General features: G+C 71.1%; 23 protein-coding genes. 10 read left to right on the forward strand and 13 right to left on the reverse strand.

Going from position 1 to position 24416, the window contains the following annotated elements:
* Positions 1-540: 540 nt before the first annotated feature.
* Positions 541-1536 carry a tryptophan--tRNA ligase gene (gene trpS / locus ACFYWI_RS30805; RefSeq protein ID WP_389238811.1) on the forward strand — a complete coding sequence of 332 codons (996 nt, stop codon included), beginning with the start codon at positions 541-543 and terminating at the stop codon, positions 1534-1536.
* A 99-nt stretch (positions 1537-1635) separates the two neighbouring features.
* Here trpS and proC read toward each other — a convergent pair whose 3' ends face one another.
* The 6 genes from proC to ACFYWI_RS30835 form a co-directional block, all read right to left on the reverse strand.
* Positions 1636-2445, reverse strand: coding sequence for a pyrroline-5-carboxylate reductase (gene proC / locus ACFYWI_RS30810; RefSeq protein WP_389238813.1), 810 nt, complete (start codon positions 2443-2445; stop codon positions 1636-1638).
* A gap of 209 nt (positions 2446-2654) precedes the next feature.
* Positions 2655-3446, reverse strand: coding sequence for an ABC transporter permease (locus ACFYWI_RS30815; protein WP_389238815.1), 792 nt, complete (start codon positions 3444-3446; stop codon positions 2655-2657).
* Complete coding sequence (locus ACFYWI_RS30820) at positions 3443-4210, reverse strand: ABC transporter ATP-binding protein (protein ID WP_389238817.1); 768 nt, start codon at positions 4208-4210, stop codon at positions 3443-3445. Before ACFYWI_RS30820 ends, ACFYWI_RS30815 begins: the two co-directional genes overlap by 4 nt.
* A 301-nt stretch (positions 4211-4511) precedes the next feature.
* Positions 4512-5414, reverse strand: coding sequence for an RNA polymerase sigma factor SigJ (sigJ, locus tag ACFYWI_RS30825; RefSeq protein ID WP_389238819.1), 903 nt, complete (start codon positions 5412-5414; stop codon positions 4512-4514).
* Positions 5415-5677: 263 nt separating this feature from the next.
* A complete protein-coding gene (locus tag ACFYWI_RS30830; RefSeq protein ID WP_389238821.1) occupies positions 5678-6199 on the reverse strand; it encodes a hypothetical protein in 522 nt (173 codons plus the stop codon).
* A gap of 33 nt (positions 6200-6232) precedes the next feature.
* Positions 6233-6565 (reverse strand): peptidase, encoded by a 333-nt coding sequence (locus tag ACFYWI_RS30835; protein WP_389238823.1) that lies wholly within the window; start codon positions 6563-6565, stop codon positions 6233-6235.
* Between the two features lie 129 nt (positions 6566-6694).
* On the opposite strand from ACFYWI_RS30835, the gene ACFYWI_RS30840 reads away from it, so the two are divergent.
* Complete coding sequence (locus ACFYWI_RS30840) at positions 6695-8863, forward strand: serine/threonine-protein kinase (RefSeq protein WP_389238825.1); 2169 nt, start codon at positions 6695-6697, stop codon at positions 8861-8863.
* A gap of 16 nt (positions 8864-8879) precedes the next feature.
* On the opposite strand, the gene ACFYWI_RS30845 is transcribed toward ACFYWI_RS30840, so the two are convergent.
* The 5 genes from ACFYWI_RS30845 to ACFYWI_RS30865 form a co-directional block, all read right to left on the reverse strand.
* Complete coding sequence (locus tag ACFYWI_RS30845) at positions 8880-9332, reverse strand: acetyltransferase (RefSeq protein WP_389238827.1); 453 nt, start codon at positions 9330-9332, stop codon at positions 8880-8882.
* 227 nt (positions 9333-9559) lie between these two features.
* Positions 9560-11410: a dihydroxy-acid dehydratase gene (gene ilvD / locus ACFYWI_RS30850; protein ID WP_389238829.1), complete on the reverse strand. Its 1851-nt coding sequence runs from the start codon at positions 11408-11410 to the stop codon at positions 9560-9562.
* A 141-nt stretch (positions 11411-11551) separates the two neighbouring features.
* Entirely contained in the window at positions 11552-12163 is a 612-nt protein-coding gene (locus tag ACFYWI_RS30855; protein WP_389238831.1) for a TetR family transcriptional regulator, read from the reverse strand.
* A gap of 13 nt (positions 12164-12176) precedes the next feature.
* Positions 12177-13007, reverse strand: a complete 831-nt coding sequence (locus tag ACFYWI_RS30860; protein WP_389238833.1) for a sugar phosphate isomerase/epimerase family protein — start codon at positions 13005-13007, stop codon at positions 12177-12179.
* 22 nt (positions 13008-13029) lie between these two features.
* Complete coding sequence (locus ACFYWI_RS30865; protein WP_389238835.1) at positions 13030-13962, reverse strand: Ppx/GppA family phosphatase; 933 nt, start codon at positions 13960-13962, stop codon at positions 13030-13032.
* Positions 13963-14002: 40 nt separating this feature from the next.
* On the opposite strand from ACFYWI_RS30865, the gene ACFYWI_RS30870 reads away from it, so the two are divergent.
* A complete protein-coding gene (locus ACFYWI_RS30870; protein WP_389238837.1) occupies positions 14003-14830 on the forward strand; it encodes a hypothetical protein in 828 nt (275 codons plus the stop codon).
* Between the two features lie 3 nt (positions 14831-14833).
* Here ACFYWI_RS30870 and ACFYWI_RS30875 read toward each other — a convergent pair whose 3' ends face one another.
* On the reverse strand, positions 14834-16531 hold the full coding sequence (locus ACFYWI_RS30875) for a hypothetical protein (protein ID WP_389238839.1): 1698 nt from the start codon (positions 16529-16531) through the stop codon (positions 14834-14836).
* Positions 16532-16694: 163 nt separating this feature from the next.
* Between ACFYWI_RS30875 and ACFYWI_RS30880 the strand changes: the two genes are divergently transcribed.
* From ACFYWI_RS30880 to disA, 3 genes are all read left to right on the forward strand, one after another.
* Positions 16695-17276: a dihydrofolate reductase family protein gene (locus ACFYWI_RS30880; RefSeq protein ID WP_389238841.1), complete on the forward strand. Its 582-nt coding sequence runs from the start codon at positions 16695-16697 to the stop codon at positions 17274-17276.
* Positions 17277-17343: 67 nt separating this feature from the next.
* On the forward strand, positions 17344-18786 hold the full coding sequence (gene radA, locus ACFYWI_RS30885) for a DNA repair protein RadA (RefSeq protein WP_389238843.1): 1443 nt from the start codon (positions 17344-17346) through the stop codon (positions 18784-18786).
* Positions 18787-18830: 44 nt separating this feature from the next.
* Positions 18831-19955, forward strand: coding sequence for a DNA integrity scanning diadenylate cyclase DisA (gene disA, locus ACFYWI_RS30890; RefSeq protein WP_389238845.1), 1125 nt, complete (start codon positions 18831-18833; stop codon positions 19953-19955).
* 60 nt (positions 19956-20015) lie between these two features.
* On the opposite strand, the gene ACFYWI_RS30895 is transcribed toward disA, so the two are convergent.
* The gene (locus ACFYWI_RS30895; RefSeq protein ID WP_389238847.1) at positions 20016-20825 is read right to left on the reverse strand and encodes a hypothetical protein; all 810 of its coding nucleotides are present in this window, start codon (positions 20823-20825) and stop codon (positions 20016-20018) included.
* Between the two features lie 543 nt (positions 20826-21368).
* Between ACFYWI_RS30895 and ACFYWI_RS30900 the strand changes: the two genes are divergently transcribed.
* From ACFYWI_RS30900 to cseB, 4 genes are all read left to right on the forward strand, one after another.
* Entirely contained in the window at positions 21369-22283 is a 915-nt protein-coding gene (locus ACFYWI_RS30900) for an A/G-specific adenine glycosylase (protein WP_389238849.1), read from the forward strand.
* A gap of 172 nt (positions 22284-22455) precedes the next feature.
* A complete protein-coding gene (locus tag ACFYWI_RS30905) occupies positions 22456-23031 on the forward strand; it encodes a SigE family RNA polymerase sigma factor (protein ID WP_389238851.1) in 576 nt (191 codons plus the stop codon).
* Entirely contained in the window at positions 23019-23693 is a 675-nt protein-coding gene (locus ACFYWI_RS30910; RefSeq protein ID WP_389238853.1) for a hypothetical protein, read from the forward strand. The genes ACFYWI_RS30905 and ACFYWI_RS30910 overlap by 13 nt, the downstream gene beginning before the upstream one ends.
* Before the next feature lie 10 nt (positions 23694-23703).
* Complete coding sequence (cseB, locus tag ACFYWI_RS30915) at positions 23704-24408, forward strand: two-component system response regulator CseB (protein ID WP_389238855.1); 705 nt, start codon at positions 23704-23706, stop codon at positions 24406-24408.
* Positions 24409-24416: the final 8 nt, after the last annotated feature.

The raw sequence follows: 24416 nt of genomic DNA on the forward strand, positions 1-24416 counted from the left end.
CTCGGTGCTTTCCGGTTCCCGCTTTCGCGTTTCCCTTCCGGCGGTTCCGACTCTATCAGATCCTTTCGGGCCTGATTCCCGGTCAGCGGGAGGTGTCTTTCCGGCTGTTGGGCCGTTCCGACGAGTGAGACTTTAGCGGAATCCTCGCCCCCGACGCTAATCGAGGTGCGTTCCTTCGAACGCGGATTCCTCATTTCGCAAAGACGCACGGAAAGACGCGTGACAGGCACAAAGACGCTGTCGTTCGCTTGAAGTGGGTCTTGCGGAATGGCTGTCCGGGGACCGGCCGTAGTCGGTGCTCACGTCGAACAACTCGGAGAACACTACGGATGGCCGTATCCGATGTCAACTCGGGGCCTCGGGGCAGTAGCCTGAGCGCGTGACTACGCGTACGTGCTTCCTTCAGTGGTGGGCCGCCTGACGGCGGCCGGCGCTTCGCATGCACTCAACGGCCGCCGCCTCGGCGGCCGTTCGCGTATCTCCCCTCCGGGAGTCCGGCCGCCGGGAGCGGCGGCTCCGAATCAGGAGACGGAGAGCGGGATGACACGGATCTTCAGCGGGATCAAGCCGACGGGGCATCTGACCCTGGGCAACTACCTCGGGGCGCTGCGCCGGTGGGTCGAGGTCGATCAGCATCAGGCGGACGCGCTGTTCAGCGTTGTCGATCGTCATGCACTGACCGTCGAGCACGATCCGGCGCGGGTGCGCAGACTCAGCCGGCAGGCCGCAACGCTGCTGCTGGCGGCCGGACTGGACCCGGAACTGTGCACCATCTTCGTCCAGAGTCATGTGGACGAGCACGCTCGCCTGTCCTGTCTCCTGGAATGCACGGCCACGGACGGCGAGGTGCGGCGCATGATCCAGTACAGGGAGAAGGGGACGCAGGCGCGTGCGGCCGGGCAGAGCGTGCGGTTGTCGCTCCTGACGTATCCCGTGCTGATGGCCGCGGACATCCTGGCCTACGGGGCCGACGAGGTCCCGGTCGGTGAAGATCAGACGCAGCATGTGGAACTGACCCGGGATCTGGCGGTGCGGTTCAACCAGCGGTACGGGCACACGTTCACTGTGCCGCGGGCGACGCATCCGCCGGTGGCGGCACGGGTCATGGATCTGCAGGACCCGACCTCGAAGATGGGTAAGTCGCATGACTCGGGGGCCGGGATCGTCTGTCTGCTCGACGAGGCGGACGTGGTGCGCAAGAAGATCATGCGGGCGGTCACCGACAGCGGCCGGGAGGTCGAGTACGACCGTGCGACCAGGCCTGGCCTCGCGAATCTGATGGAGATCCTGGCCGGCTGTCAGGGAGGGAACCCGGACGACCTGGCCGGTGTATACGAGTCGTACGGGGCGTTGAAGAAGGACACGGCCGAGGCGGTGGTGGAGCTGCTGAGGCCGGTCAGGGAGCGGCACGCAGAGCTCGCAGCCGATCCGGGGTACGTCGACAAGGTGCTCGGACAGGGAGCAGAGCGGGCCAGGTCGGTGGCGCGGCCGACGGTCGATGCCGCCTACAGGGCGATCGGCCTGCTGCCGGCCTGACCCGGACGGGGGAAGAGACGACGGGGTGGAGAGGTGAGGGGCTGTCCCGCCGCAGGAGCGCGCGGCGGCGGGGCGCCTCTTCCTTTCCGGCCCCTCGACTCACCCGTTGCCGGATGCCAGCTCGCGACTGCGGTCGCGGGCGGCTTCCAGAGCGGCGATGAGGGCGGCCCGTACGCCGTGGTTCTCGAGTTCACGGATGGCGCTGATCGTGGTGCCCGCTGGGGAGGTGACTGCTTCACGGAGTTTTACGGGGTGCTCGCCGCTGTCGCGGAGCATGACGGCGGCGCCGATGGCGGCCTGGACGATCAGGTCGTGTGCCTGCGCACGCGGCAGGCCGAGGAGGATACCGGCGTCGGTCATCGCCTCGACGAGGAAGTAGAAGTAGGCCGGGCCCGACCCGGACAGGGCGGTGGCCGCGTCCTGCTGGGACTCGGGGACACGGAGCGTCTTGCCGACGCCACCGAAGATCTCCTCCGTGTGCTCGATGTGCTCGTTGGTGGCGTGGCTGCCGGCGGAGATGACGGACATGCCTTCGTCGACGAGGACGGGGGTGTTGGGCATGACGCGGACGACGGGGGTGCCTGCGGCCAGGCGCTCCTCGATGAAGGAGGTGGTGATGCCGGCCGCGGCGCTGACGACGAGACGGTCAGCGGTGAGGTGCGGGGCGAGTTCGTCGAGGAGCTTGCCCATGTCCTGGGGCTTCACGGCCAGGATCAGGGTGTCGGCGCGCTTGGCGGCCTCGGCGTTGGAGACGGGCTCGACGCCGTAGCGGGTGCGGAGCTCTTCGGCGCGGTCGGTCCGGCGCGTGGTCACCAGGAGGTCGGCAGGGCGCCAGCCGGCGCGGATCATGCCACTGAGCAGGGCTTCGCCGATCTTGCCCGTACCGAGGACTGCGACTGTCTGGGTCATGGCTCTGTTCACCTCGCCGGTGGGGATACGTGCGCTCACATCCTCGCATCGGGGACATGGTCGCGCCGGGGGCGTCCGAGGGGCGGTACGCAGTGGGCGGGTCGGAACAGTCGCCGGACGCGGAGTGGCTCTACGGCCGGCCCAAGGTCGGGGACGGCGTCCTCGTGACACAGGGACGGGAAGAAGGGAGGCGCAGGGGAGGGCTTGGGTCACGCGGTGCGGCGGCGCAGGGTGGCCGCACCGAGGGCGAGCACGAGGACCGCACAGCCCGCGACGACCAGGACGTCGCGGAAGAACTCGGCGGTGGCGTCGGAGTTGCGGAGGACCTCGTTCATGGCGCCCACGGCATACGACATGGGCAGGACGTTCGAGATCGCTTCGAGTACGGGCTGCATCTGGTCGCGGGGGGTGAACAGGCCGCAGAGCAGCAGCTGCGGGAAGATCACGGCCGGCATGAACTGGACCGCCTGGAACTCGGAGGCGGCGAAGGCGGAGACGAACAGGCCGAGGGCCGTGCCGAGCAGGGCGTCGAGAAGTGCGACGAGAAGCAGCAGCCAGGGCGAGCCGATGACGTCGAGGCCCAGGGCCCACAGCGCGAGGCCGGTGGCGAGGAAGGACTGGACGACGGCGACGAGTCCGAAGGCCAGGGCGTAGCCGGCGATGAGGTCGGCCTTGCCGAGCGGCATGGCGAGAAGTCGTTCCAGGGTTCCGGAGGTGCGTTCGCGCAGGGTGGCGATGGAGGTGACGAGGAACATCGTGATGAGCGGAAAGATGCCGAGGAGCGAGGCGCCGATGGAGTCGAAGGTCTGCGGGCTGCCGTCGAACACATAGCGGAGCAGGAAGAGCATCAGGCACGGCACGAGGAGCATCAGGGCGATGGACCGCCGGTCGTGGCGCAGCTGGCGCAGCACGCGGGCAGCGGTGGCGAGAGTGCGGGACAGGAAAGGCGCGAAGCGCGGCAGGGGAAGGGTGGTGCTGGGAGACGGGTGGTGGGCGCTCATCGGGCGTTCTCCTGAAGGGCGTTGGCCTCGTCGACCAGGTGGAGGAAGGCTGCTTCGACGGTCTCGGAACGGGTGCGGCTGCGCAGGTCGTCCGGGCTGTCCTCGGCGAGGATCTCGCCGTCCCGCATGAGGATCAGCCGGTGGCAGCGTTCGGCCTCGTCCATGACGTGGGAGGAGACGAGGATGGTGGCGCCGCGTTCGTCGGCGAGGCGGTGGAAAAGGTTCCACAGATCGCGGCGCAGCACGGGATCGAGGCCGACGGTCGGCTCGTCGAGGACGAGCACTTCGGGGGTGCCGAGCAGGGCGACGGCGAGCGAGACGCGGCTGCGCTGGCCGCCGGAGAGCCGGCCGGCGAGTACGTCCGCGTGGGAGCCGAGGTCGACGTCGGCGATGGCCCGGGTGACATGGTCGCGGCGGATGTCGCGGCCGCGGCTGCCGGGGAGAAGGACCGAGGCGAAGTAGTCCAGGTTCTGTCGGACGGTGAGGTCGTCGTAGACGGACGGGGCCTGGGTGACATAACCGATGCGGGAGCGCAGCGCGGCGTCGCCCGCGGGGAGCCCGAGGATCTCCAAGGTGCCGGTGACGTTGGCCTGGGTGCCGACGATCGAGCGCATCAGGGTCGACTTGCCGCAGCCGGAGGGTCCGAGGAGGCCGGTGATGCGGCCGGGGAGGACGGTGAAATCGAGGTCACGCAGAACGGTGCGGTCTCCTCGCACGACGGTGAGGCCGCGGGCCAGGACGGCTACGCCAGAAGAATTCATCATGTGATGAATAATGCGCCGCGTGCGATGAGCCGTCAAGACTCGGTCGGTGGGTCCCAGCGGGTCCTGGAGCGTCCCGGTCCGCGGCTGGGGGGACCCGGTCCCGGTCAGCGGCCTGGCCGAGCGAAGGGGGCGGCATGCCAGCGGCATGCCATAGGAAGCGGATCGTGAACGCCGCCGCATGCGTGGTGCCCGAGGACGATGAGCCGGCCTCTCTCGTGATGGGGCGATGTCGTCACGCAAGGGGATGGCGCCTGGGGCCACGTGTGACGGTGGGGTCCGTCGTGGCCATCGGCTCACGTGCTCACGTGCTCAGCAGGTTCTCGAGGTCGAGGTGGCGCAGCTTGTCCGGATTGACGACGGCGTCGATCTCCGTGATCCGCCCCTCGTGCACGGTGAACGCGAAGACGACGGCCTGTGCGCTCGCCGGATCCACGAAGACCAGGCCCGGGGCGCCGTTGACGTCCCGTACGACCACCCGCATCGTCTCCGGGTCGAAGCCGCGGGTGATCCGCTGCGTGAACCGTGCGACCTTCTCGTCGCCGAGCACCGGCAGGCGGGCCACGCCGACCATGCCGCCGCCGTCCGAGCGCCACACGACATCCGGGTCGAGGAGCTCCAGCAGTCCGTCGAAGTCCCCGCCCCTCACCGCCGTGAGACACGCCTCGACCGTCCTGCGATGCTCCTCGCGGTCCACCGAGCGGCGCGGGGCCTCGGTCCGTACACGGCGGCGGGCGCGGGAGGCGAGCTGGCGCACGGAGTCGGGCGTGCGGTCGACCACCTCGGCGATCTGAGGGAACGGCACCGAGAAGACGTCGTGCAGGATGAACGCGGTACGTTCGGCGGGGGTGAGCCGTTCCAGCACGGTGAGCAGCGCGACTCCGACGGACTCGTCGAGCGTGACCCGGTCCTCGGGATCCTGCGGGCCACCACCGCCCATGACCCCGGTGATCACCGGTTCCGGCAGCCAGGTGCCGGTGTACGACTCCCGCCGCGCGCGGGCCGAGCCCAGCTGGTCGTAGCAGATACGGCTGACCACGGTCGTCAGATACGCGCCGGAGTCCTCGACCTCACCGTCGGGCAGCGACTGCCAGCGCAGCCGGCTCTCCTGCACCGCGTCCTCGGCGTCCGCGACCGAGCCGGTGATGCGGTAGGCGATGCCCCACAGCCGGTTGCGCTGCTTCTCGAATACGGCCGGCTCGGCCATGTTCGGCCCCTCTCCGCTCTGCTCCGTTTCTCCGCCCGGCTCTCCGCCGTCACTCCGTGTCTGTCTGTGAGCGGATGCCCGGTGATCTCCTCGACGGCCTCGAAGAGGCGGGCGGGTAGCCGGGGCGGAACGGGTCGTACCGGGCCGTCGCCCCGTCGAAGGAGAGTGCGCGGCGCGCATGGGCATCGCCGGAAACGGTGCGGGGCCCACCCGGATGCGCGGTCCGATGATCCGTCATGCGCCCCATCCTCACCGGGACGTGGCTACTTGCGCTTGGACTTTGCCTTCTTCGCCGTGCGGGCGGCCGGGTTCTTGGTGCGGGCGCCGCGGCGCTTCTCGAACTGGACGCGGGCGCTTTCGTACTCCTCGCGGCGCAGCTTCTCGCCCGGGGCCTCCGCGAGCGAGCGCAGGAAGTAGGCGATGAGGGAACCGATGAAGCCGATCGCCTTGAGGCTGCGCAGCGAGTCCTCGGCGGCGGAGCCCGAGGGGCGGCGGGTGAAGCTCTCCCAGGTCTTGCGGAAGGCGATGGCGCTGCAGATCGCGAACGTGACGACGACGAGCGCGTTCACGAAGCCGCCGACCGCGGCGAGTGCAAGCCCCTCGTAGGAGAAGCGCAGCACGAAGGCGCCGGCGAACGCGGCGGCCAGCGAGCCGACGGCGACGCCGGCCCGGCGCAGCCCGTAGCCCCCGTCGTGGTCGACCCAGGTCGTGCCGAAGAAACGGATGGGCTCGGGCTCCGGGCCGCCGCCGCGCAGCTCGTCAGGTGTGGTGTCGCGCTCGTTCACGGGGTCGATTATCCCCGTGGCACCGCGGTCCGGTCACGAACAGCGGATGGTGACGTAGCCGTCACTGCCGGTCTGCACGAACGCGTCCGAGACGAACTGGCCGTTCGCGATGTTGTCCCAGATGTTGGTGGTGCCGTACGGGCCGGTGATGGTCTCGCCCGGCTTCTGGCAGTTGATCGGCACCGACGCGCCGAGCGGCAGCACCTTGATGAGCCGGTAGTTGGTGCCGGGGCCGCTGCGGACGTTCAGCCGGACACCCGGCGCGACCGGGTAGCGCTTCGACCCCAGCGACTCGGCCGCGGCCTCGGTGCCCTCGGCGGCAGTCCCCACGCCCTCGGCAGCGGTGTGCACCTCTTCAACAGCCATCGAAATCTCCCCCGTTGTGTTGAGTGTGTGGCGTTCGCCGCGCAGGCTAGCAAGCCCCGGCGGGATAGCACGCATCATCGACTAGGCTCCGAGCGTCGCGCGTGCGCACCATCAAACGGGGGTGGGGAGATGCCGCCGCTGCGCAGTACCGGACCGTTCCCGGAAGCGGAGCATCCGGAGTATGCCGGGCAGTACCGTCTTGAGGCATGCCTGGGAACCGGAGGCATGGGCATCGTGCATCTGGCCGCCTCCGCCTCGGGACTGCGGCTCGCGGTCAAGGTCATTCATGCCGAGCATGCCTCGGACCCGGAGTTCAGGGCACGTTTCCGCCAGGAGGTCGCGGCGGCCCGCCGCGTCAGCGGCGCGTTCACCGCGCCGGTCGTCGACGCCGACCCCGATGCCGAACGGCCATGGATGGCCACCCTGTTCATAGACGGCCCCACACTCGCCGAGCGGGTGAAGCGGAACGGCCCGCTGAGCGGGCAGGAGCTGCGACGGGCGGGCGCGGGGCTGGCCGAGGCGCTGCGCGACATCCACCGCGCCGGCGTGGTGCACCGCGATCTCAAGCCGAGCAATGTACTGCTGGCGCCCGACGGGCCCAAGGTCATCGACTTCGGCATCTCCCGCCCCTCGGACAGCGATCTGCGGACGGAGACCGGGAAGCTGATCGGTACGCCGCCGTTCATGGCGCCCGAGCAGTTCCAGCGCCCGCGCGAAGTCGGGCCCGCGGCCGATGTGTTCGCGCTGGGCGCGGTGCTGGTGCACGCGGCGACCGGGCGAGGCCCGTTCGACTCGGACAGCCCGTACATCGTGGCGTACCAGGTGGTTCACAACGAGCCGGATCTGGCGGGTGTCCCCGCCGATCTCGTACCGCTGCTGCGGCAGTGCCTGGCCAAGGACCCGGCGGACCGGCCGACACCGGACGAGTTGATGGTCGCGCTGCGGGCTTGCTCGCCCTCGACGTCGTACGACACCCAGGCCTATATGGTCGTGCCTCGGATGCCGGATCCGGGCGAGAGCGCGGCACAGTCGGCAGCCGGCGGGCCCGCGCCGGATTCGTCGGCCTCGGAAGCATCCGCCCCCGAGCAGCCGGAACCCGGCCGGCTGAGCCGCAGGCGGCTGCGCTGGGCGGCCGCCGCGGCGGCCCTGACGGTGCTGGTCACGGCCGGAATCGTCGCTGTGCGCACCACGGCCGCCGGCGACGCCACCCCCAGGGCCGAGCCCGGGTCACCGAAGGTGGTCGAGTTCCGTCCGTGGAGCGTCGCGCTGCACAGCGCCGACGACGAGAACCGGACGCCGGTCTGCACCCTGGCCGGCCCGGCGCTGTACTGCACGGCGCCCGGGATCAAGGCCGCCCGGCTGAACCCGGCGGACGGCAGGACGCTCTGGTCGGCGGCCGCCGGAACCGCGGCCCAGACCGACGAGGGCATGACGCCGGTCCTCGCGGGGGGTCTGCTGCACGTGGTGCCCCCTGGCGGCGACCGGCTGGAAGCGCTCGACCCGGAGTCGGGTGAGGTGCGCTGGAGCCTCGACATCTCCGCGTATGCCACGGTCCGGCACGCGGGAGACACCGTCCTGCTGGTGACGGAACGCGGGGTGGTGCGCGCCGTCGACGCCGCCACGGGTGAGCAGCGGTGGAGCCGGCAGCGCGGCGGCATGGGCACCGAGTGGGTGTCGGAGCCCGGCGCCAAGGGTCCTGTCCTGGCCTCCACGCCCTCCGACGACGGGTCGACCACGCTGGTGAGCGCCGTCGACCCGGCGAGCGGTGACACGCTGTGGCAGAAGCGGCTGCCAGGGACGCTGAACCCGGTGGGGCTCACGAACGGCTCGCTGTATCTGCTCGCCACCGGGAAGGACGGCTACACGAATGCCGTCGTACGCCTCGACGCGGACCGTGCGGTGCGCCGGATTGCGCTGCCCGCTCCGGTCGACCAGCCCCAGGCGACGGTGACCGGGGCCATCGTCCACATCAGCGGCTACGGGGGCTCCCTCCTCGCTGTGGACACCACCCGGACGAAGAACGCCCAGCTCTGGCGGCTGGAGACCGCGGTCACGCATCTTTCGCGTCCGACCGCGGCCGGCGGTGCGGTGTTCGTGTCCGCCGGGGACGGACGGCTGCTCGCCGTGGACGCGGTGGGCGGCAGGCTCGTGGGACAGACCGACCCCCGTATGGACGGCGGGCGTTACACCTTCGCGTCCACGCTGCCCGCTCCCGTCGTCGCAGGCGGCCAGGTCGTCGCCACCGCACCTGACGGTTCGGTCTTCGCGGTCGGCGCCGGCGAACCGGCCCGCTGGTAACCGCCCGCGGGCCGCGTCAGCCGCAGTGCTCCCAGGGACTGGTGTACGTGTAGGTCGCCACGCCCGCCTCGATCATGCCGCCCCACTTCACACAGCGGCCGGCGCCCGGCGCCCTCACCGGCCCGGCGTAGGAGGAGTAGATGTCCTGGTCCTTCTTCTGGCTGCCGCCGCTCGCGGTGATCCAGGTGCCGGTCTTCATCGCCTGGCCGGCGGTCGTCGAACTGTGCAGGGTGACGACGCAGTTGGAGCCGCTGGAGGCGTTGTAGAGCAGGTGGACGCGGGCCAGTTCGACGGTCGGGCTCTTGCGGAAGACGTGGGAGTCGACCCGGCTGTAGCCCGATCCGCACACGCTCTCGGGAGTCACCGCGGTGGCCGCCGCCCCGGCAGGTGCCGCTCCGAACGCCGTGAGCGCCATCAGCGCGCCCGCCGCCGTCGTGATCACCGTGAACCGCTGTGCAGACGTACGCATGGGCACCCCACTCGGACATCGGACCATCATGATCATGACAGGTACGATCCGGAATCGTAGCGCATTCGCGCGACTGCGCGGAGTGAGCAGATCAAGCCCGGGGGATTCGAGCCCCGCGTTTCAAGGAGCCCCCAAAGCCCGGGGCTCAACCCCTGGATGCCGGCCCGGAGAGGAACCAGGAATGCCCGCCCCCCTCGCGGGCGGCGGGCACGACAACTGGTGGGTGGTCAGCCCAGCTTGGAGACGTCCCGGACCGCGCCCTTGTCGGCACTGGTCGCCATCGCCGCGTACGCGCGCAGCGCGGCCGAGACCTTGCGCTCCCGCGCCTTCGGCGCGTACACGCCGCCCAGCGCCTCGCGCCGTGTCGCCAGCTCGCCGTCCGGGACGAGCAGTTCGATGCTGCGGTTCGGGATGTCGATGCGGATCCGGTCGCCGTCCTCGACAAGCGCGATGGTGCCGCCCGAGGCCGCCTCCGGAGAGGCGTGGCCGATCGACAGGCCCGAAGTACCGCCGGAGAAGCGCCCGTCCGTCACCAGTGCGCAGGCCTTGCCGAGGCCGCGGCCCTTGAGGAAGGACGTCGGGTAGAGCATCTCCTGCATACCGGGGCCGCCGCGCGGACCCTCGTAACGGATGACGACGACGTCGCCCTCCTTGATCTCCTTGCGGAGGATCTTGTCGACGGCCTCGTCCTGCGACTCGCAGACGACGGCCGGGCCCTCGAAGGTCCAGATCGACTCGTCGACACCGGCGGTCTTCACGACACAGCCGTCCTCGGCGAGGTTGCCCTTCAGCACGGCGAGACCGCCGTCCTTGGAGTAGGCGTGCTCGAAGTCGCGGATGCAGCCGCCGGCCGCGTCCACGTCCAGCGACTCCCAGCGCTCGGACTGCGAGAACGCCTCGGCCGAGCGCTTGCAGCCGGGTGCCGCGTGCCACAGCTCGACAGCCTCCTCGGACGGCGAGCCGCCGCGCACGTCCCAGGCGCCGAGCCATTCCTTGATCCCGGGCGAGTGGACGGTGTGGACGTCCTCGTTCAGCAGTCCCGCGCGGTAGAGCTCGCCGAGGATGGCGGGGATGCCACCGGCCCGGTGCACGTCCTCCATGTAGTACGTGCCGCCGGGGGCCACGTTCGGAGCCACCTTGGCCAGGCAGGGGACGCGGCGCGAGACCGCGTCCATGTCCGCCAGGCCGTAGTCGAGCTCGGCCTCCTGGGCGGCGGCGAGCAGGTGCAGGATCGTGTTGGTCGAACCGCCCATGGCGATGTCGAGGGCCATGGCGTTCTCGAACGCGGCGCGGGTGGCGATGCTGCGCGGAAGGACGGTCTCGTCGCCGCCCTCGTAGTAGCGCTTGGTGATGTCCACGACCGTGCGGGCCGCGTCCTCGTACAGGCCGCGGCGGGCGGTGTGAGTGGCCAGCACCGAACCGTTGCCCGGCAGGGACAGACCGATCGCCTCGGTCAGGCAGTTCATCGAGTTGGCGGTGAACATGCCGGAACAGGAGCCGCAGGTCGGGCAGGCGTTCTCCTCGATACGGAGGATGTCCTCGTCCGACACGTTCTCGTTGACCGCATCCGCGATGGCGTTGATCAGGTCGAGCTTGCGGACCGTGCCGTCGACCAGGGTGGCCTGGCCGGCCTCCATGGGACCGCCGGAGACGAAGACCGTCGGGATGTTCAGGCGCATCGCGGCCATCAGCATGCCCGGAGTGATCTTGTCGCAGTTGGAGATGCAGATCAGCGCGTCCGCGCAGTGCGCCTCCACCATGTACTCGACCGAGTCGGCGATCAGGTCGCGCGAGGGCAGCGAGTACAGCATTCCGCCGTGGCCCATCGCGATGCCGTCGTCGACCGCGATGGTGTTGAACTCGCGCGGCACCGCGCCCGCCGCCTGGATCGCCTCGGAGACGATCCGGCCGACCGGCGCGAGGTGGGTGTGGCCCGGCACGAACTCGGTGAAGGAGTTGGCGACCGCGACGATCGGCTTGCCGATGTCCGCGCTCGCTACGCCCGATGCCCGCATAAGGGCGCGGGCGCCCGCCATGTTGCGGCCGTGGGTGACGGTGCGGGACCTCAGCTCGGGCATCGTGCTCGCTCCTTAGACAGATGGGTCTGTGTCGAGCCTACGCCGCGTCTCCAAGATCTGGACACTGCGTCCGGAATGCGGGACGGGTGGCTCAGTCCTCGGTCAGAGGCGGCGCCCCTTCCGTCCGCACCGCCCGGACCCTCAGCCCTCGGTCAGATACCGCTGGAGCGTCGGCGCCACCATCGCCACGATCTCCTCGGGGTCCGCCGACGCCAGCGGCTCCACCTGGATCAGATACCGCAGGATCGCGATGCCCACCATGTGCGAGGCGGCCAGTTCGGCCCTGAACTGCGGATCCGGTACGTCCAGCTCCGCCGCCACCTGCTCCAGCAGCCGCCGCAGCACGAAGCCGCGCAGCACCTTCGCCGCCGCTTCGTGGGTGAGCGCGGAGCGGATGATGGCGAGGACCGGAGCCCGGGTCGCCGGGTTCTCCCACACCCCGATGAAGAAGCGCGCGAGCCGCTCGCCGATCCCTTCCTTGCCCTGGCCCAGGATCTGCGGGACGACCAGTGCCGGCTCGAAGGAGACCTCGATGGCCGCCGCGAAGACCGCGTCCTTCGTACCGAAGTAGTGGTGGACCAGGGCCGCGTCGACGCCGGCCGCCCTGGCGATACCGCGCACGGTCGTCTTCTCGTAGCCGCGCTCGGCGAACTCGGTACGGGCCGCCTCGAGGATCCGCTCCCGGGCCCCGGGCCCCTCCCCCGCCGCCGTACGGGCCGGCCGGCCACGCCGCCGCGGAGCCGTGCCGCTCATGGCGCCGCCTCGGTCATGAGCCGCGGATGTGGGAGGAGGCCGCCGACGCCAGGTGCAACCGGGTGAAGGCCAGCGCCTCGGCGAGGTCGGCCTCGCGTTCGGCGGCGGACATCGCCCGCCGGGTGTTGACCTCGATGACGACATGGCCGTCGAACCCCGTACGGGCCAGCCGTTCCAGCAGTTCGGCGCACGGCTGGTCGCCCCGGCCCGGCACCAGGTGCTCGTCCTTCGCGGACCCCTTGCCGTCCGCGAGATGGACATGCCCGAGGCGGTCGCCCATCCGGTCGACCATGGCCATGGTGTCCGTGCGCGCGGTCGCCGTGTGCGACAGGTCGATCGTGAAGTGGCGGTAGTCGTCCTTGGTGACATCCCAGCCGGGGGCGTACGCGAGCATCTCGCGGTCCCGGTAGCGCCATGGGTACATGTTCTCCACGGCGAACCGGACGTCCGTCTCGTCGGCCATGCGCCAGATGCCGGTGACGAAGTCGCGCGCGTACTGCCGCTGCCACCGGAACGGCGGATGCACGACGACGGTCGACGCCCCCAGCTTCTCCGCGGCCGCCTGCGCCCGCTGGAGCTTGGTCCACGGATCGGTGGACCAGACCCGCTGGGTGATCAGCAGGCAGGGCGCATGGACGGCGTGGATCGGCACCTGGTGGTAGTCGGAGAGCCGGCGCAGCGCCTCGATGTCCTGGCTGACGGGATCCGTCCACACCATGACCTCGACGCCGTCATAGCCGAGGCGCGCGGCAATCTCGAAGGCCGTCGCCGTCGACTCCGGATAGACGGAAGCCGTCGACAGGACAACCTTCGCATCCGGGATGCGCACCACTGGTTCTGCCACGGAGACAGCCTAAGGGCCCGTGCTAGGACGTCGGCAGGTGGTCGAGCCGCCGCAGGATGACCCCTTCGCGCAGCGCCCAGGGACAGATCTCGAGCTCCTCCGCCCCGAAAAGGTCCATCGCACCCTCCGCGACCAGGGCTCCTGCCAGCAGCTGACGGGCCCGGCCCGCGGAGACACCGGGCAGTGCGGCGCGCTGCCCGGCGGTCATGCCGGCGAGCTTGGGCACCCACTCCGCGAGTGACGAACGACTCAGGTAGCGCTCCACGTACAGCCCCTCGGCGGAGCGGGCCGCTCCCGCGATCCGGGCCAGTTGCTTGAAGGTCTTGGAGGTGCCGACGATGTGGTCCGGGCTGCCGAACCGGGTGAACTCGCCGACCGTACGGGCGATTTCGGTCCGCACATGGCGGCGCAGGGACTTCACGTGGGTCGGGTCGGGCGGGTCGCCGGGCAGCATGGCCGCGGTCAGCCGGCCGGCCCCGAGCGGCAGCGACACGGCCGCGTCGGGCTCCTCGTCGACGCCATAGGCGATCTCCAGCGAGCCGCCGCCGATGTCGAGGACCAGCAGTCTCCCGGCCGACCAGCCGAACCAGCGACGGGCGGCGAGGAAGGTCAGCCGGGCCTCCTCCGCCCCGGTCACCACGGCCAGATCGACCCCGGTCTCGGCCTTCACCCTGGCCAGCACAACATCCGCGTTGGTGGCCTCGCGCACCGCTGAGGTCGCGAACGGCAGCACCTCCTCGCAGCCCTTGTCCTCGGCCGCCTGCAACGCGTCGAGGATGGTGTGGATCAGCCGGTCCACACCGTGCGGGCCGATGGCTCCGCTCTCGTCGAGAAGTTCGGCGAGGCGCAGCTCGGCCTTGTGGGAATGGGCAGGCAGCGGTCGGGCGCCGGGGTGGGCATCCACCACCAGCAGATGAACTGTGTTCGAACCGACATCGAGGACTCCGAGTCTCATGGACCGAACGCTACTGCGGCCGCGCGCATACGCTGGTGGCGTGCCTAAGACGAAAAAGACGAAGCCGGGCAAAGCCAAGGCCCCCCAGACGATCAAGCGCGGTAACCAGGGCTCCGATGACGAAAAGGGCCTGGATTTCGCGCGGGCGTGGGTGGAGTTCCCCGACCCGGCCGACGACGAACAGGTCTTCCGCTGCGATCTGACCTGGCTGACCTCGCGCTGGACGTGCATCTTCGGCAGCGGCTGCCAGGGGATCCAGGCCGGGCGTGCGGACGACGGCTGCTGCACGCTCGGGGCGCACTTCTCGGACGAGGAGGACGAGAAGCGGGTCGCCGGGCATGTCGCGCGTCTGACTCCGGAGGTGTGGCAGTTCCACGACGAGGGCACGCGGACCGGATGGGTGCAGAAGGACGACGACGGTGAGCGGCAGACCCGCCGCTGGGATGGCGCGTGCATCTTCCTGAACCGTCCGGGGTTCGAGGCGGGCGCGGGCTGTTCGCTGCACATCCTGGCACTGCGGGAGGGCCGTGAGCCGCTGGAGACCAAGCCCGACGTGTGCTGGCAGCTGCCGGTGCGCCGTACGTACGACTGGATCGACCGGCCCGACGACACCCGGGTGCTCCAGGTCTCGATCGGTGAGTACGACCGCCGGGGCTGGGGCCCCGGTGGCCATGATCTGCACTGGTGGTGCACCTCGGCTACCTCGGCACACGGCGCCGGGGACCCGGTCTACGTGACCTACCGCCCCGAGCTGACGGAGCTGATGGGCAAGGAGGCGTACGACGTGCTGGTGGAGCTGTGCGAGGCGCGGCTGGCCTCCACGCTGCCGCTGGTGGCGCCGCATCCCGCGGACCCGGTGGAGCAGTAGGCGTCAGTTCGCGGGCGGCGGCGTGGCCGGGCCGGACATCTCGGGCCCGGACGGCGCGCCGGTGCCCGGGTCCGAGGGGCCCGGGTCGGGCGAGGACGGCGGCGGGCTCGACGGCGGACCGGACGGCGGGGTCGGCTCCGGTTCCGGTGAGGACGGCGGCGGGCTCGACGGCGGGGTCGGGTCCGGGTCGGGCGAACTCGGCGGCTCGTTCGTCGCGCCGTGGCCGCGGATCGCGACGATCGCTCCGGACGGGTCCACACCGAACCGTGCGTGCCATGGGCCCGACGGCTCGCGGCTGTGGTCCACGGTCACGTAGAGCGTGATCGTTTCGCCTGGGTCCAGCGTTCCGCGGGAGCGGCTCGGCCGGAGCCAGGGCGCGTCCGTCCAGGCCGACCAGCTGACCGCCGAGCCGCCGGACGCGATGAGTGTGATGCGGGTGCTGTCGCCGGCCGGCTCCGCCTCGACGGTGAGCCTGCCCGGGCCGGGCTGTCCGGGGCGGGCCGGCGGCGGGGGCGTCCCGGCGCTGATCACCTCGACCGAGACGTCCGACGGGCGCCGGCCAGGCGTGAACCAGGCGTCCGGCGTCGCGCTGGCGTTCCCCGCGTTCTCGTAGCGGTCGTACGGATCGTTCTCCATGCCGCCCGCGGTGTCCGTCCCGCCGGCGATGACCGAGGAGCCGCCGTGCCCTTCGCCGGTCTGCGGCGCACCCCGGTACGCGGCCCACAGCGCGAGGACCGGAGCCGCCACGACCGTCGCCACGACGGTGGTGGTCACCGCGCGGGCCCGCAGCCGGTCGCGCCGGGCCGCATGGTCCTTGGGGTCGAGGGGAAACCCGCCGGGCCCGAAGCGCGGCCCGCCCGAGCGGGCTCGCGGCACATGAAGCATCGCCATGTACGCGGCGGCCCGGCCGGCCTCGACCAGGGGCAGCGTGGCCGGGGAGACGGCCGAACCCGGCCAGGGTCCGCCCGCTCCGGCGCGCTCGGCGGCGCGGCGACAGCGCGGGCAGTCGTCGACATGGCGTACGAGCTCCCGGCGCAGCACCGCGGACAGCAGCACATGCTGGTCGCCGGTGAGCCGGGCGACGGCCGGGCAGTTGCCGGTCTCGACGACGGCGAGGGCGGCCCGGGTGCGCTCCACCTCGCAGGCCGCGCCGGCCAGCAGATCGCGCGCCGCTGCCACGTCCAGGCCGAGGACCGATGCGACCTCGCCGGGGCCGAGGCCGTGGCGCACGGCCAGTTCGAGTGCCTCGCGCTGTTCGGGGGTGGTGCCGGCCGCCTCGGGCCAGGCGAGCTGGGCCAGCTCGGCTCGGCGGCGCTCGGCGGTGCGCGGGGGGACCGGGGGCCGGCTCTCGTCGGAGGCCGGGGCCGCGGGGCGGCCGCTGTGCGCGCCCTGCCGTCCGCGGCGCTGTTCGGCCATCCGGCGCCGGCAGGCCCAGCGCGCGAGGGCGTACAGCCAGGCCTTGCGCTCCGCCTCCCCCTTCGGGCAGCGGCCGTGCTGCCGTTCGGCGATGGCGAGCACATCGCCGAGGACCGCGGTGGCCGCGTCGTGGTCGCACAGGACGGAGAGGCAGTAGGTGAACAGGCCGTCCAGGTACGGCTCGTAGCGCGCGGGCGGGCGCTCCCCGGCCGTGCGGGAGGTGCGCCGGTGCGCCCGGTGTGCGCCGGTGGTGTGCGTAGGGGGTTCCAGCCTGCTGCTCGTCACTCGGTGACCGTAGGCGCAGGGCCGCACCCCGTTCGCACCCCTTGAACACTTTTACTCCCTACGGGTGAACGTTTCCTCCGAAGGGGGACAGGAACGTGGAACCCCGACGTGAGGGGAACCATCCGTTCCGATGAGTTCTCGGGCAACGGGAGGTCAGCCCCTCATGACCAACGTCATTTCAGGAATGTCGATGTCGCTGGACGGATTCATCACCGGGCCGGACGACTCGCGTGCGCATCCCCTGGGCGTGGGCGGCGAGCGGCTGCACCGGTGGCTGCACGACATGACGGACACCGACGCGCAGGTGCTCGGCGACATGACGCGCAATGTCGGGGCCGTCGTGATGGGCCGGCATTCGTACGACGTGTGCGAGGGGGAGGGCGGCTGGGGCGACGGCGGGCCGCTCGGCAAGGTGCCCTGTTTCGTCCTCACCCACCATCCGCCGGACCCCCGGGGCGTGGCCGCGCCGGATGTGTTCACCTTCGTCACCGACGGCGTCGAGGCGGCGATCGAGCGGGCGAAGGAGGCCGCGGGCGATCTGGATGTCGGGGTGCACGGCGCGACCGTCGCCCGGCAGGCGCTGAACGCGGGCCTCCTGGACGAGATCCACACCACTTTGGTCCCGGTCCTGCTCGGCTCCGGAAAACGGCTGTTCGACGGGGTCGAGGGGCCCGTAGAGCTGCGCCGTATCTGGTCGGTGCAGTCGGCCGACGTCACGCACCTGCGCTTCGTGGTCCTGCGCTAGAAGCCTCTCCGGACTGCATTCCTGGCCGGGCGGCGGCGTTGTCGGTGGGCACCGCTACGGTTTGCGCATGGCTGCCCGTACGAAATCCGCGAAGGACCGGCCGTCCTACCGCTGCACCGAATGCGGCTGGACGACCGCCAAGTGGCTCGGCCGCTGCCCCGAGTGCCAGGCCTGGGGGACGGTCGAGGAGTACGGCGCACCCGCCGTCCGCACCACCGCCGCCGGCCGGGTCTCCACCGCCGCGGTGCCCATCGGCCAGGTCGACGGACGGCAGGCGACCGCCCGGTCCACCGGTGTGGACGAGCTGGACCGGGTGCTCGGCGGCGGCCTGGTGCCCGGCGCCGTCGTGCTGCTCGCGGGCGAGCCGGGCGTCGGCAAGTCCACGCTGCTGCTCGACGTGGCGGCCAAGGCGGCGAGCGACGAGCACCGCACTCTGTATGTGACCGGCGAGGAGTCCGCGAGCCAGGTCAGGATGCGGGCCGACCGGATCAGGGCTCTGCACGACCACCTCTACCTCGCCGCCGAGACCGACCTGTCCGCCGTGCTCGGCCACCTGGACGCGGTCAAGCCTTCGCTGCTGATCCTCGACTCCGTGCAGACCGTGGCATCTCCCGAGATCGACGGCGCCCCCGGCGGCATGGCACAGGTCCGCGAGGTCGCCGGCGCACTGATCCGCGTCTCCAAGGAGCGTGGCATGTCCACGCTGTTGGTCGGCCATGTCACCAAGGACGGCGCGATCGCCGGACCGCGGCTGCTGGAGCACCTGGTGGACGTGGTGCTCTCCTTCGAGGGCGACCGGCACGCCCGCCTGCGGCTGGTGCGCGGCGTCAAGAACCGCTACGGGGCGACGGACGAGGTCGGCTGCTTCGAGCTGCACGACGAGGGGATCACCGGTCTCGCCGACCCGTCCGGACTCTTCCTCACCCGCCGCGACGAGCCGGTCCCCGGCACCTGCCTGACGGTCACCCTGGAAGGCCGCCGCCCTCTCGTCGCCGAGGTGCAGGCACTGACGGTCGACTCCCAGATCCCCTCTCCGCGGCGCACCACCTCCGGTCTGGAGACCTCCCGGGTCTCGATGATGCTCGCCGTGCTGGAACAGCGCGGGCGGATCACCGCGCTCGGCAAGCGCGACATCTACAGCGCGACGGTCGGCGGGGTGAAGCTCTCCGAGCCCGCGGCCGACCTCGCGATCGCGCTCGCCCTGGCGTCGGCGGCCAGCGACACACCTCTGCCGAAGAACCTGGTCGCGATCGGCGAGGTGGGCCTCGCGGGCGAGGTCAGACGGGTCACAGGCGTCCAGCGCAGGCTGGCCGAGGCGCACCGGCTCGGCTTCACGCAGGCCCTCGTCCCGTCCGATCCGGGCAGGGTCCCTCCCGGTATGAAGGTCACAGAAGTCGCCGACATGGGGGATGCTCTGCGAGTGCTCCCGCGCGGTCGTCAGGGGAGCTCGGGGGGCGCCGGCCGCAGAGAGCGGGCAGAGGCCCCACGGGAGGACGAGGCACGCCGGTAGACTTTGCCCTGGTCTCGCCCACCCGTACGAGCCGGAGGAGTGCAGTGGCAGCCAAGGACGGGGCATCAGCACCCGGAAAGTCCGGCGCAGGCACGGGCAACGAAGCGCTGATCCGCGCCGCCCTGAGCGCGGTCGCCCCGGGCACCGCTCTGCGCGACGGCCTGGAGCGCATCCTCCGGGGAAACACCGGAGGCCTGATCGTCCTCGGCATGGACAAGACGGTCGAATCGATGTGCACCGGGGGATTCGTCCTGGACGTGGAGTTCACCGCGACCCGCCTGCGCGAGCTGTGCAAGCTGGACGGTGCGCTCATCCTCGACAAGGACATCTCCAAGATCCTCCGGGCCGGCGTGCAGCTGGTCCCGGACGCGTCCATCCCCACCGAGGAGACCGGCACCCGTCACCGCACCGCGGACCGGGTCTCGCGCCAGTGCGGCTTCCCCGTCGTCTCGGTGTCGCAGTCGATGCGGCTGATCGCGCTGTACGTGGACGGGGAGCGGCGGGTTCTGGAGGAGTCGGCCGCGATCCTGTCCCGCGCCAATCAGGCGCTGGCCACCCTGGAGCGCTACAAGCTCCGCCTCGACGAGGTCGCGGGCACGCTCTCCGCGCTGGAGATCGAGGACCTGGTGACCGTCCGCGACGTCACCGCCGTGGCGCAGCGCCTGGAAATGGTGCGCCGTATCGCCACCGAGATCGCCGAGTACGTGGTGGAGTTGGGCACCGACGGTCGCCTCCTCTCGCTCCAGCTGGACGAGTTGATCGCGGGCGTGGAACCGGAGCGCGAGCTGGTGGTGCGCGACTACGTACCGGAGCCGACTGCGAAGCGCTCGCGCACGGTCGGTGAGGCGCTCGCCGAGCTGGATGCGCTCACTCACACCGAGCTGCTCGAACTTCCCATAGTGGCAAGGGCGCTGGGGTACAGCGGCTCTCCGGAGACGCTCGACTCCGCCGTATCGCCGCGTGGCTACCGGCTGCTGGCCAAGGTGCCTCGGCTGCCGGGCGCGATCATCGAGCGACTGGTGGAGCACTTCGGCGGGCTGCAGAAGCTGCTCGCGGCCAGCGTGGACGATCTGCAGGCGGTGGACGGCGTCGGCGAGGCACGGGCCCGCAGCGTACGGGAAGGTTTGTCGCGGCTCGCGGAGTCGTCGATCCTGGAGCGGTACGTCTGAGGGACAGCTGCCCGCGGCGGGCCTCATGACCAGGTCATGAGGCCCGCCGCGCGTTTCCCGTCAGTCCTTCTCCAGGCGGAACGAGGCCGGCAGCACCGTCGCGCCCGGGAACGTCGCCTCCACCAGATAGGTGCCCGGCCCCGCGGTCCCGGTCGGCGGGGTCGCGCACTGCGGCACAGTCCGCTTGCGGTCCCACTCCACCGTGTGCGTGATCGTTTCCTTCGCGGGGACCCGCAGCAACCGGCTGGGAGCCGTACGCGGGCAGTCCTTGGAGGACCAGACGCCGTCGTCCTCGCTGTCGCTGACCGTGAAGACGGCGGCCTTCGGCCCGAAGTCCGCCTTGCACGTGGTGGCCGACGAGTTGGAGACGACGAGCTGGAACGCGGGCTTCTCGTCGGGGGCGTACGAGACCTTGACACTGCGCAGTGTCAATTTCAGTGCGCCCGGGGCGCAGTCGGGGAGGCTGGACCCGGCCGGAACCTGCTGGCCGCCCGAACCGCCGCTGGAGGCACCACCGGTGCCGTCGTCGCCGTTCTTGCCGTCGCCGCCGCCGGTGTCGCCGCCCGTTCCCGCGTCCGTACCACCGCTGCCGTCGTCGCCGTTCGAACCGTCCGAATCGCCGGACTCATCCCGTCCGCCGGGCTGTTCACTGATCGCGGGCCCGGACTGGTCGGGGCCCGGCGTGATGGTGGGCGCGGGCTTCGGTCCGCGATCGCCGGACTTGCCGTTCGTGCTCCCGCTGCCCCCGCCGGAACTGACGGCCCAGGTGATCAGCGCGGCGAGCAGCGCGATCAACGACGCCGCGACTGCCCTCCGTCGCCAGTAGATGGAGGAGGGGAGCGGCCCGATCGGATTGCGCAGAGATCCCACGGAGCGAACTCTACGAGAGAACCGGGCCAACTCCCGCCCCACCCGCCGCCCGACTCGCAAGTTCTGCGGATCATCATCCCGGAACGATCACCGGCAGTCGCTCATCATGGCGCTTACAGGCGGCCATGCCGCCGAGGAGTCGCTCAAGTCCGTTGTGGAGGAGGAGCGTCGGTGCCGCACCGTGCGGGACGCGGCCGCATCCCTGGTGCCGTGTCCGTCGGCCGGCGACCGGTCCTTGCCCGGCAACCGTCCGGCGATCGCCGGTGCGGCCGCCGTCGCCCCCGCGCACGCACGGCCGTGGATCGCTGTGCCCCGCGTGCCGGCGGGCCCGGTGTCCGTGGACTCCGCCGTCGCCGCCGTCTTCGTGAGGGGTGCCGATCAGGCCGGCGTGTGCGCTGCCGAGAACGATGCGAACAAGCCGTACGGGCCGTGGTCGTCCGGTTCGCCGGACCCTGCCGCGGCTGATCCCCGCGGGCCGGGGCCACCCCGGGCGAGGAGCGTATGCACCACCCTGTCGCCGGGACGTGCCAGGATCGATGTGCCATGACTGCTACTCACACATCACAGACGCCCGACGCCCTCGAACCGGCCTCCCTCCACAGACCTGTCATCGCGTGGTTCGACCAGCACGCACGCGATCTGCCCTGGCGGCGCCCCGAGGCCGGCGCCTGGGGCGTGATGGTCAGCGAGTTCATGCTGCAGCAGACCCCGGTCAGCCGGGTGCTCCCCGTCTACGAACAGTGGCTGGCCCGCTGGCCGCGCCCCGCGGACCTCGCCGGTGAGGCTCCCGGCGAGGCCGTCCGCGCCTGGGGCCGGCTCGGCTACCCACGCCGCGCGCTGCGCCTGCACGGCGCCGCGCAGGCGATAACGGAGCGGCACGGAGGCGATGTGCCCAGTGATCACGCACAGCTGCTCGCCCTGCCCGGCATCGGCGAGTACACGGCGGCGGCGGTGGCCTCCTTCGCGTACGGGCAGCGGCACGCGGTCCTGGACACCAATGTCCGGCGGGTCTTCGCCCGTGCCGCAGCCGGTATCCAGTACCCGCCGAACGCGACGACGGCCGCCGAGCGCAAGCTGGCCCGCGCGCTGCTCCCCGAGGACGAGGCGACTGCCGCGCGCTGGGCGGCCGCCTCCATGGAGCTCGGGGCGCTGGTGTGCACCGCGAAGAACGAGGACTGCGCGCGCTGCCCCATCTCGTCGTCCTGCGCCTGGCGGCTTGCCGGAAAGCCCGCGCACGACGGTCCGGCGCGACGCGGCCAGACGTACGCGGGCACGGATCGCCAGGTGCGCGGCAAGCTGCTGGCGGTGCTGCGCGAGGCGGTGACGCCGGTGCCGCAGTCGGCCCTGGACGCGGTCTGGCACGAGCCGGTGCAGCGGGCGCGCGCACTGGACGGGCTCGTCGCGGATGGTCTGGTCGAGCCGCTGGAAGGCGGTCTGTACCGCCTCCCGCACAGTTGAATCGTCACTCCTACCCCGGAACAACCACATCTAAAACCTCTGTTGTTACACAACCGATGGATGGCCGTGCGCCCTCCGACGGCTGCTTCGCACAGTGCCGTGACAACGCCTCCGTAGCTTCTTGCCCCGCAGGGAAATTGCAGAGCTTGGTCACGGGGTGGAGGCGGTTGGAATGGCGCACGGCGAGGTGCTCGAATTCGAGGAGTACGTACGCACCCGGCAGGAGGCGCTGCTGCGCAGCGCCCGGCGTCTCGTCCCCGATCCGGTCGACGCGCAGGACCTGCTGCAGACCGCTCTGGTGCGCACCTACGGCCGCTGGGACGGAATCGCGGACAAGTCGCTCGCGGACGCGTACCTTCGGCGCGTGATGATCAATACGCGCACCGAGTGGTGGCGTGCCCGCAAACTCGAAGAGGTGCCGACCGAGCAACTGCCGGACGCCAGCGTCGAGGACGGCAGCGAGCAGCGCGCCGACCGCGCCCTGCTGATGGACGTGCTGAAGGTGCTCGCCCCCAAGCAGCGCAGCGTGGTCGTACTGCGACACTGGGAGCAGATGAGCACCGAGGAGACCGCCGCCGCACTGGGCATGTCGGCCGGTACGGTGAAGAGCACGCTGCACCGGGCACTGGCCCGGCTCCGTCAGGAGCTGGAGAGCCGGGACCTGGACGCCCACGCCCTTGAGCGCGGGGAGCGCGGGCGGCGGCAGGGGCAGGGCGGAGAACGGGGGCGGGAGCGGTGCGCGGCCTGACTGGCAGAGCCGGCAGCAGCGGCAGAACTCTGGCGACGAGCGGCGCGGCAACGGCCGGGCTCGTCGCCGCAGCCCTGTTCGCGGCCGGCTGTTCCACCGGGGGGACCGGTGTGCAGGACGAGGGCGCCGCGCCCTCCGAGGCCGCGTCGAAGGTGCCTTCGCCCGTGCCGCCCTCCGCCGACGAGGGCCGGTACACCAACACGGTCGACCCCGTGCAGCTGCTCAAGAGCGACCCGAAGGTCAGTGCCCGCGTCAAGGCCGATCTGCGGCCGTGCTCCGAGAACCACTACCCCGTGGACACCTCGTACGGGGTGCTCACCGGCAGCTCCACACCCGATGTCGTCATCAACGTCATGACCTGCAGCGACGCGGTCGGCATGGGGACGTACGTGTATCGCGGGACAGGCAAGACGTACAAGAACGTCTTCGCCGTCGAGCAGCCGTCCGTGTACGCGGCGATCGACCGGGGCGACCTGGTGGTGACCAAGCAGGTGTACGCCAAGGGCGACCCGGTGAACGAGCCGTCCGGCCAGGAAGTGACCACGTACCGCTGGTCCGCCGGCAAGTTCACCCAACAGTTCTGGGTGCGCAACGAATTCAGCAGAGCGGTGGGCGAGGGAGAGGTACTCCCCACCGACGCCCCCGAACCGAGTGAGAACTGAGAGCAGCCGCATGGCCGAGACCCATGTCCTGTTCGTCGAGGACGACGATGTCATCCGGGAGGCGACCCAACTGGCGCTGGAACGCGACGGCTTCGTCGTGACCGCCATGCCCGACGGGCTCCGGGGCCTGGAGGCGTTCCGGGCGAACCGGCCCGACATCGCGCTGCTCGATGTGATGGTGCCGGGTCTGGACGGCGTGAGCCTGTGCCGCCGTATCCGTGACGAGTCGACCGTGCCCGTGATCATGTTGTCCGCGCGCGCCGACTCGATCGACGTCGTGCTGGGCCTCGAGGCGGGCGCCGACGACTACGTCACCAAGCCCTTCGACGGCGCCGTGCTCGTCGCCCGGATCCGCGCCGTGCTGCGCCGCTTCGGACACGCTGGTGGACGTGCCGGCGACGCGGCCCGCGGTGGACAGGACCAGCCGAGCGGTGAACTGACCTTCGGCGATCTGGAGATCGACACCGACGGCATGGAGGTACGCAGGGCCGGTGAGCCGGTGGCGCTGACTCCGACCGAGATGCGGCTGCTGCTGGAGTTCTCGTCGGCGCCAGGCACGGTGCTCTCCCGCGACAAGCTGCTCGAGCGGGTCTGGGACTACGGCTGGGGCGGCGACACCCGGGTCGTGGACGTCCATGTCCAGCGCCTGCGGACCAAGATCGGCCAGGACCGGATCGAAACCGTGCGTGGCTTCGGCTACAAGCTCAAGGCATGAGGCGCCGC

The organism is Streptomyces sp. NPDC002889 (genome assembly GCF_042888425.1).
GTDB lineage: Bacteria > Actinomycetota > Actinomycetes > Streptomycetales > Streptomycetaceae > Streptomyces.

Bases quoted from the DNA above. Each gene is read 5' to 3' on its own strand.
- ACFYWI_RS30905 (WP_389238851.1), top strand. From the start codon at position 22,456: ATGGCGCACGGCGAGGTGCTCGAATTCGAGGAGTACGTACGCACCCGG.
- ACFYWI_RS30820 (WP_389238817.1), bottom strand. From the start codon at position 4,210: ATGATGAATTCTTCTGGCGTAGCCGTCCTGGCCCGCGGCCTCACCGTC.
- ACFYWI_RS30900 (WP_389238849.1), top strand. From the start codon at position 21,369: ATGACTGCTACTCACACATCACAGACGCCCGACGCCCTCGAACCGGCC.
- proC (WP_389238813.1), bottom strand. From the start codon at position 2,445: ATGACCCAGACAGTCGCAGTCCTCGGTACGGGCAAGATCGGCGAAGCC.
- ACFYWI_RS30845 (WP_389238827.1), bottom strand. From the start codon at position 9,332: ATGCGTACGTCTGCACAGCGGTTCACGGTGATCACGACGGCGGCGGGC.
- ACFYWI_RS30815 (WP_389238815.1), bottom strand. From the start codon at position 3,446: ATGAGCGCCCACCACCCGTCTCCCAGCACCACCCTTCCCCTGCCGCGC.
- ACFYWI_RS30855 (WP_389238831.1), bottom strand. From the start codon at position 12,163: ATGAGCGGCACGGCTCCGCGGCGGCGTGGCCGGCCGGCCCGTACGGCG.
- radA (WP_389238843.1), top strand. From the start codon at position 17,344: ATGGCTGCCCGTACGAAATCCGCGAAGGACCGGCCGTCCTACCGCTGC.
- ilvD (WP_389238829.1), bottom strand. From the start codon at position 11,410: ATGCCCGAGCTGAGGTCCCGCACCGTCACCCACGGCCGCAACATGGCG.
- trpS (WP_389238811.1), top strand. From the start codon at position 541: ATGACACGGATCTTCAGCGGGATCAAGCCGACGGGGCATCTGACCCTG.
- cseB (WP_389238855.1), top strand. From the start codon at position 23,704: ATGGCCGAGACCCATGTCCTGTTCGTCGAGGACGACGATGTCATCCGG.
- sigJ (WP_389238819.1), bottom strand. From the start codon at position 5,414: ATGGCCGAGCCGGCCGTATTCGAGAAGCAGCGCAACCGGCTGTGGGGC.
- ACFYWI_RS30880 (WP_389238841.1), top strand. From the start codon at position 16,695: ATGACCAACGTCATTTCAGGAATGTCGATGTCGCTGGACGGATTCATC.
- ACFYWI_RS30865 (WP_389238835.1), bottom strand. From the start codon at position 13,962: ATGAGACTCGGAGTCCTCGATGTCGGTTCGAACACAGTTCATCTGCTG.
- ACFYWI_RS30835 (WP_389238823.1), bottom strand. From the start codon at position 6,565: ATGGCTGTTGAAGAGGTGCACACCGCTGCCGAGGGCGTGGGGACTGCC.
- ACFYWI_RS30840 (WP_389238825.1), top strand. From the start codon at position 6,695: ATGCCGCCGCTGCGCAGTACCGGACCGTTCCCGGAAGCGGAGCATCCG.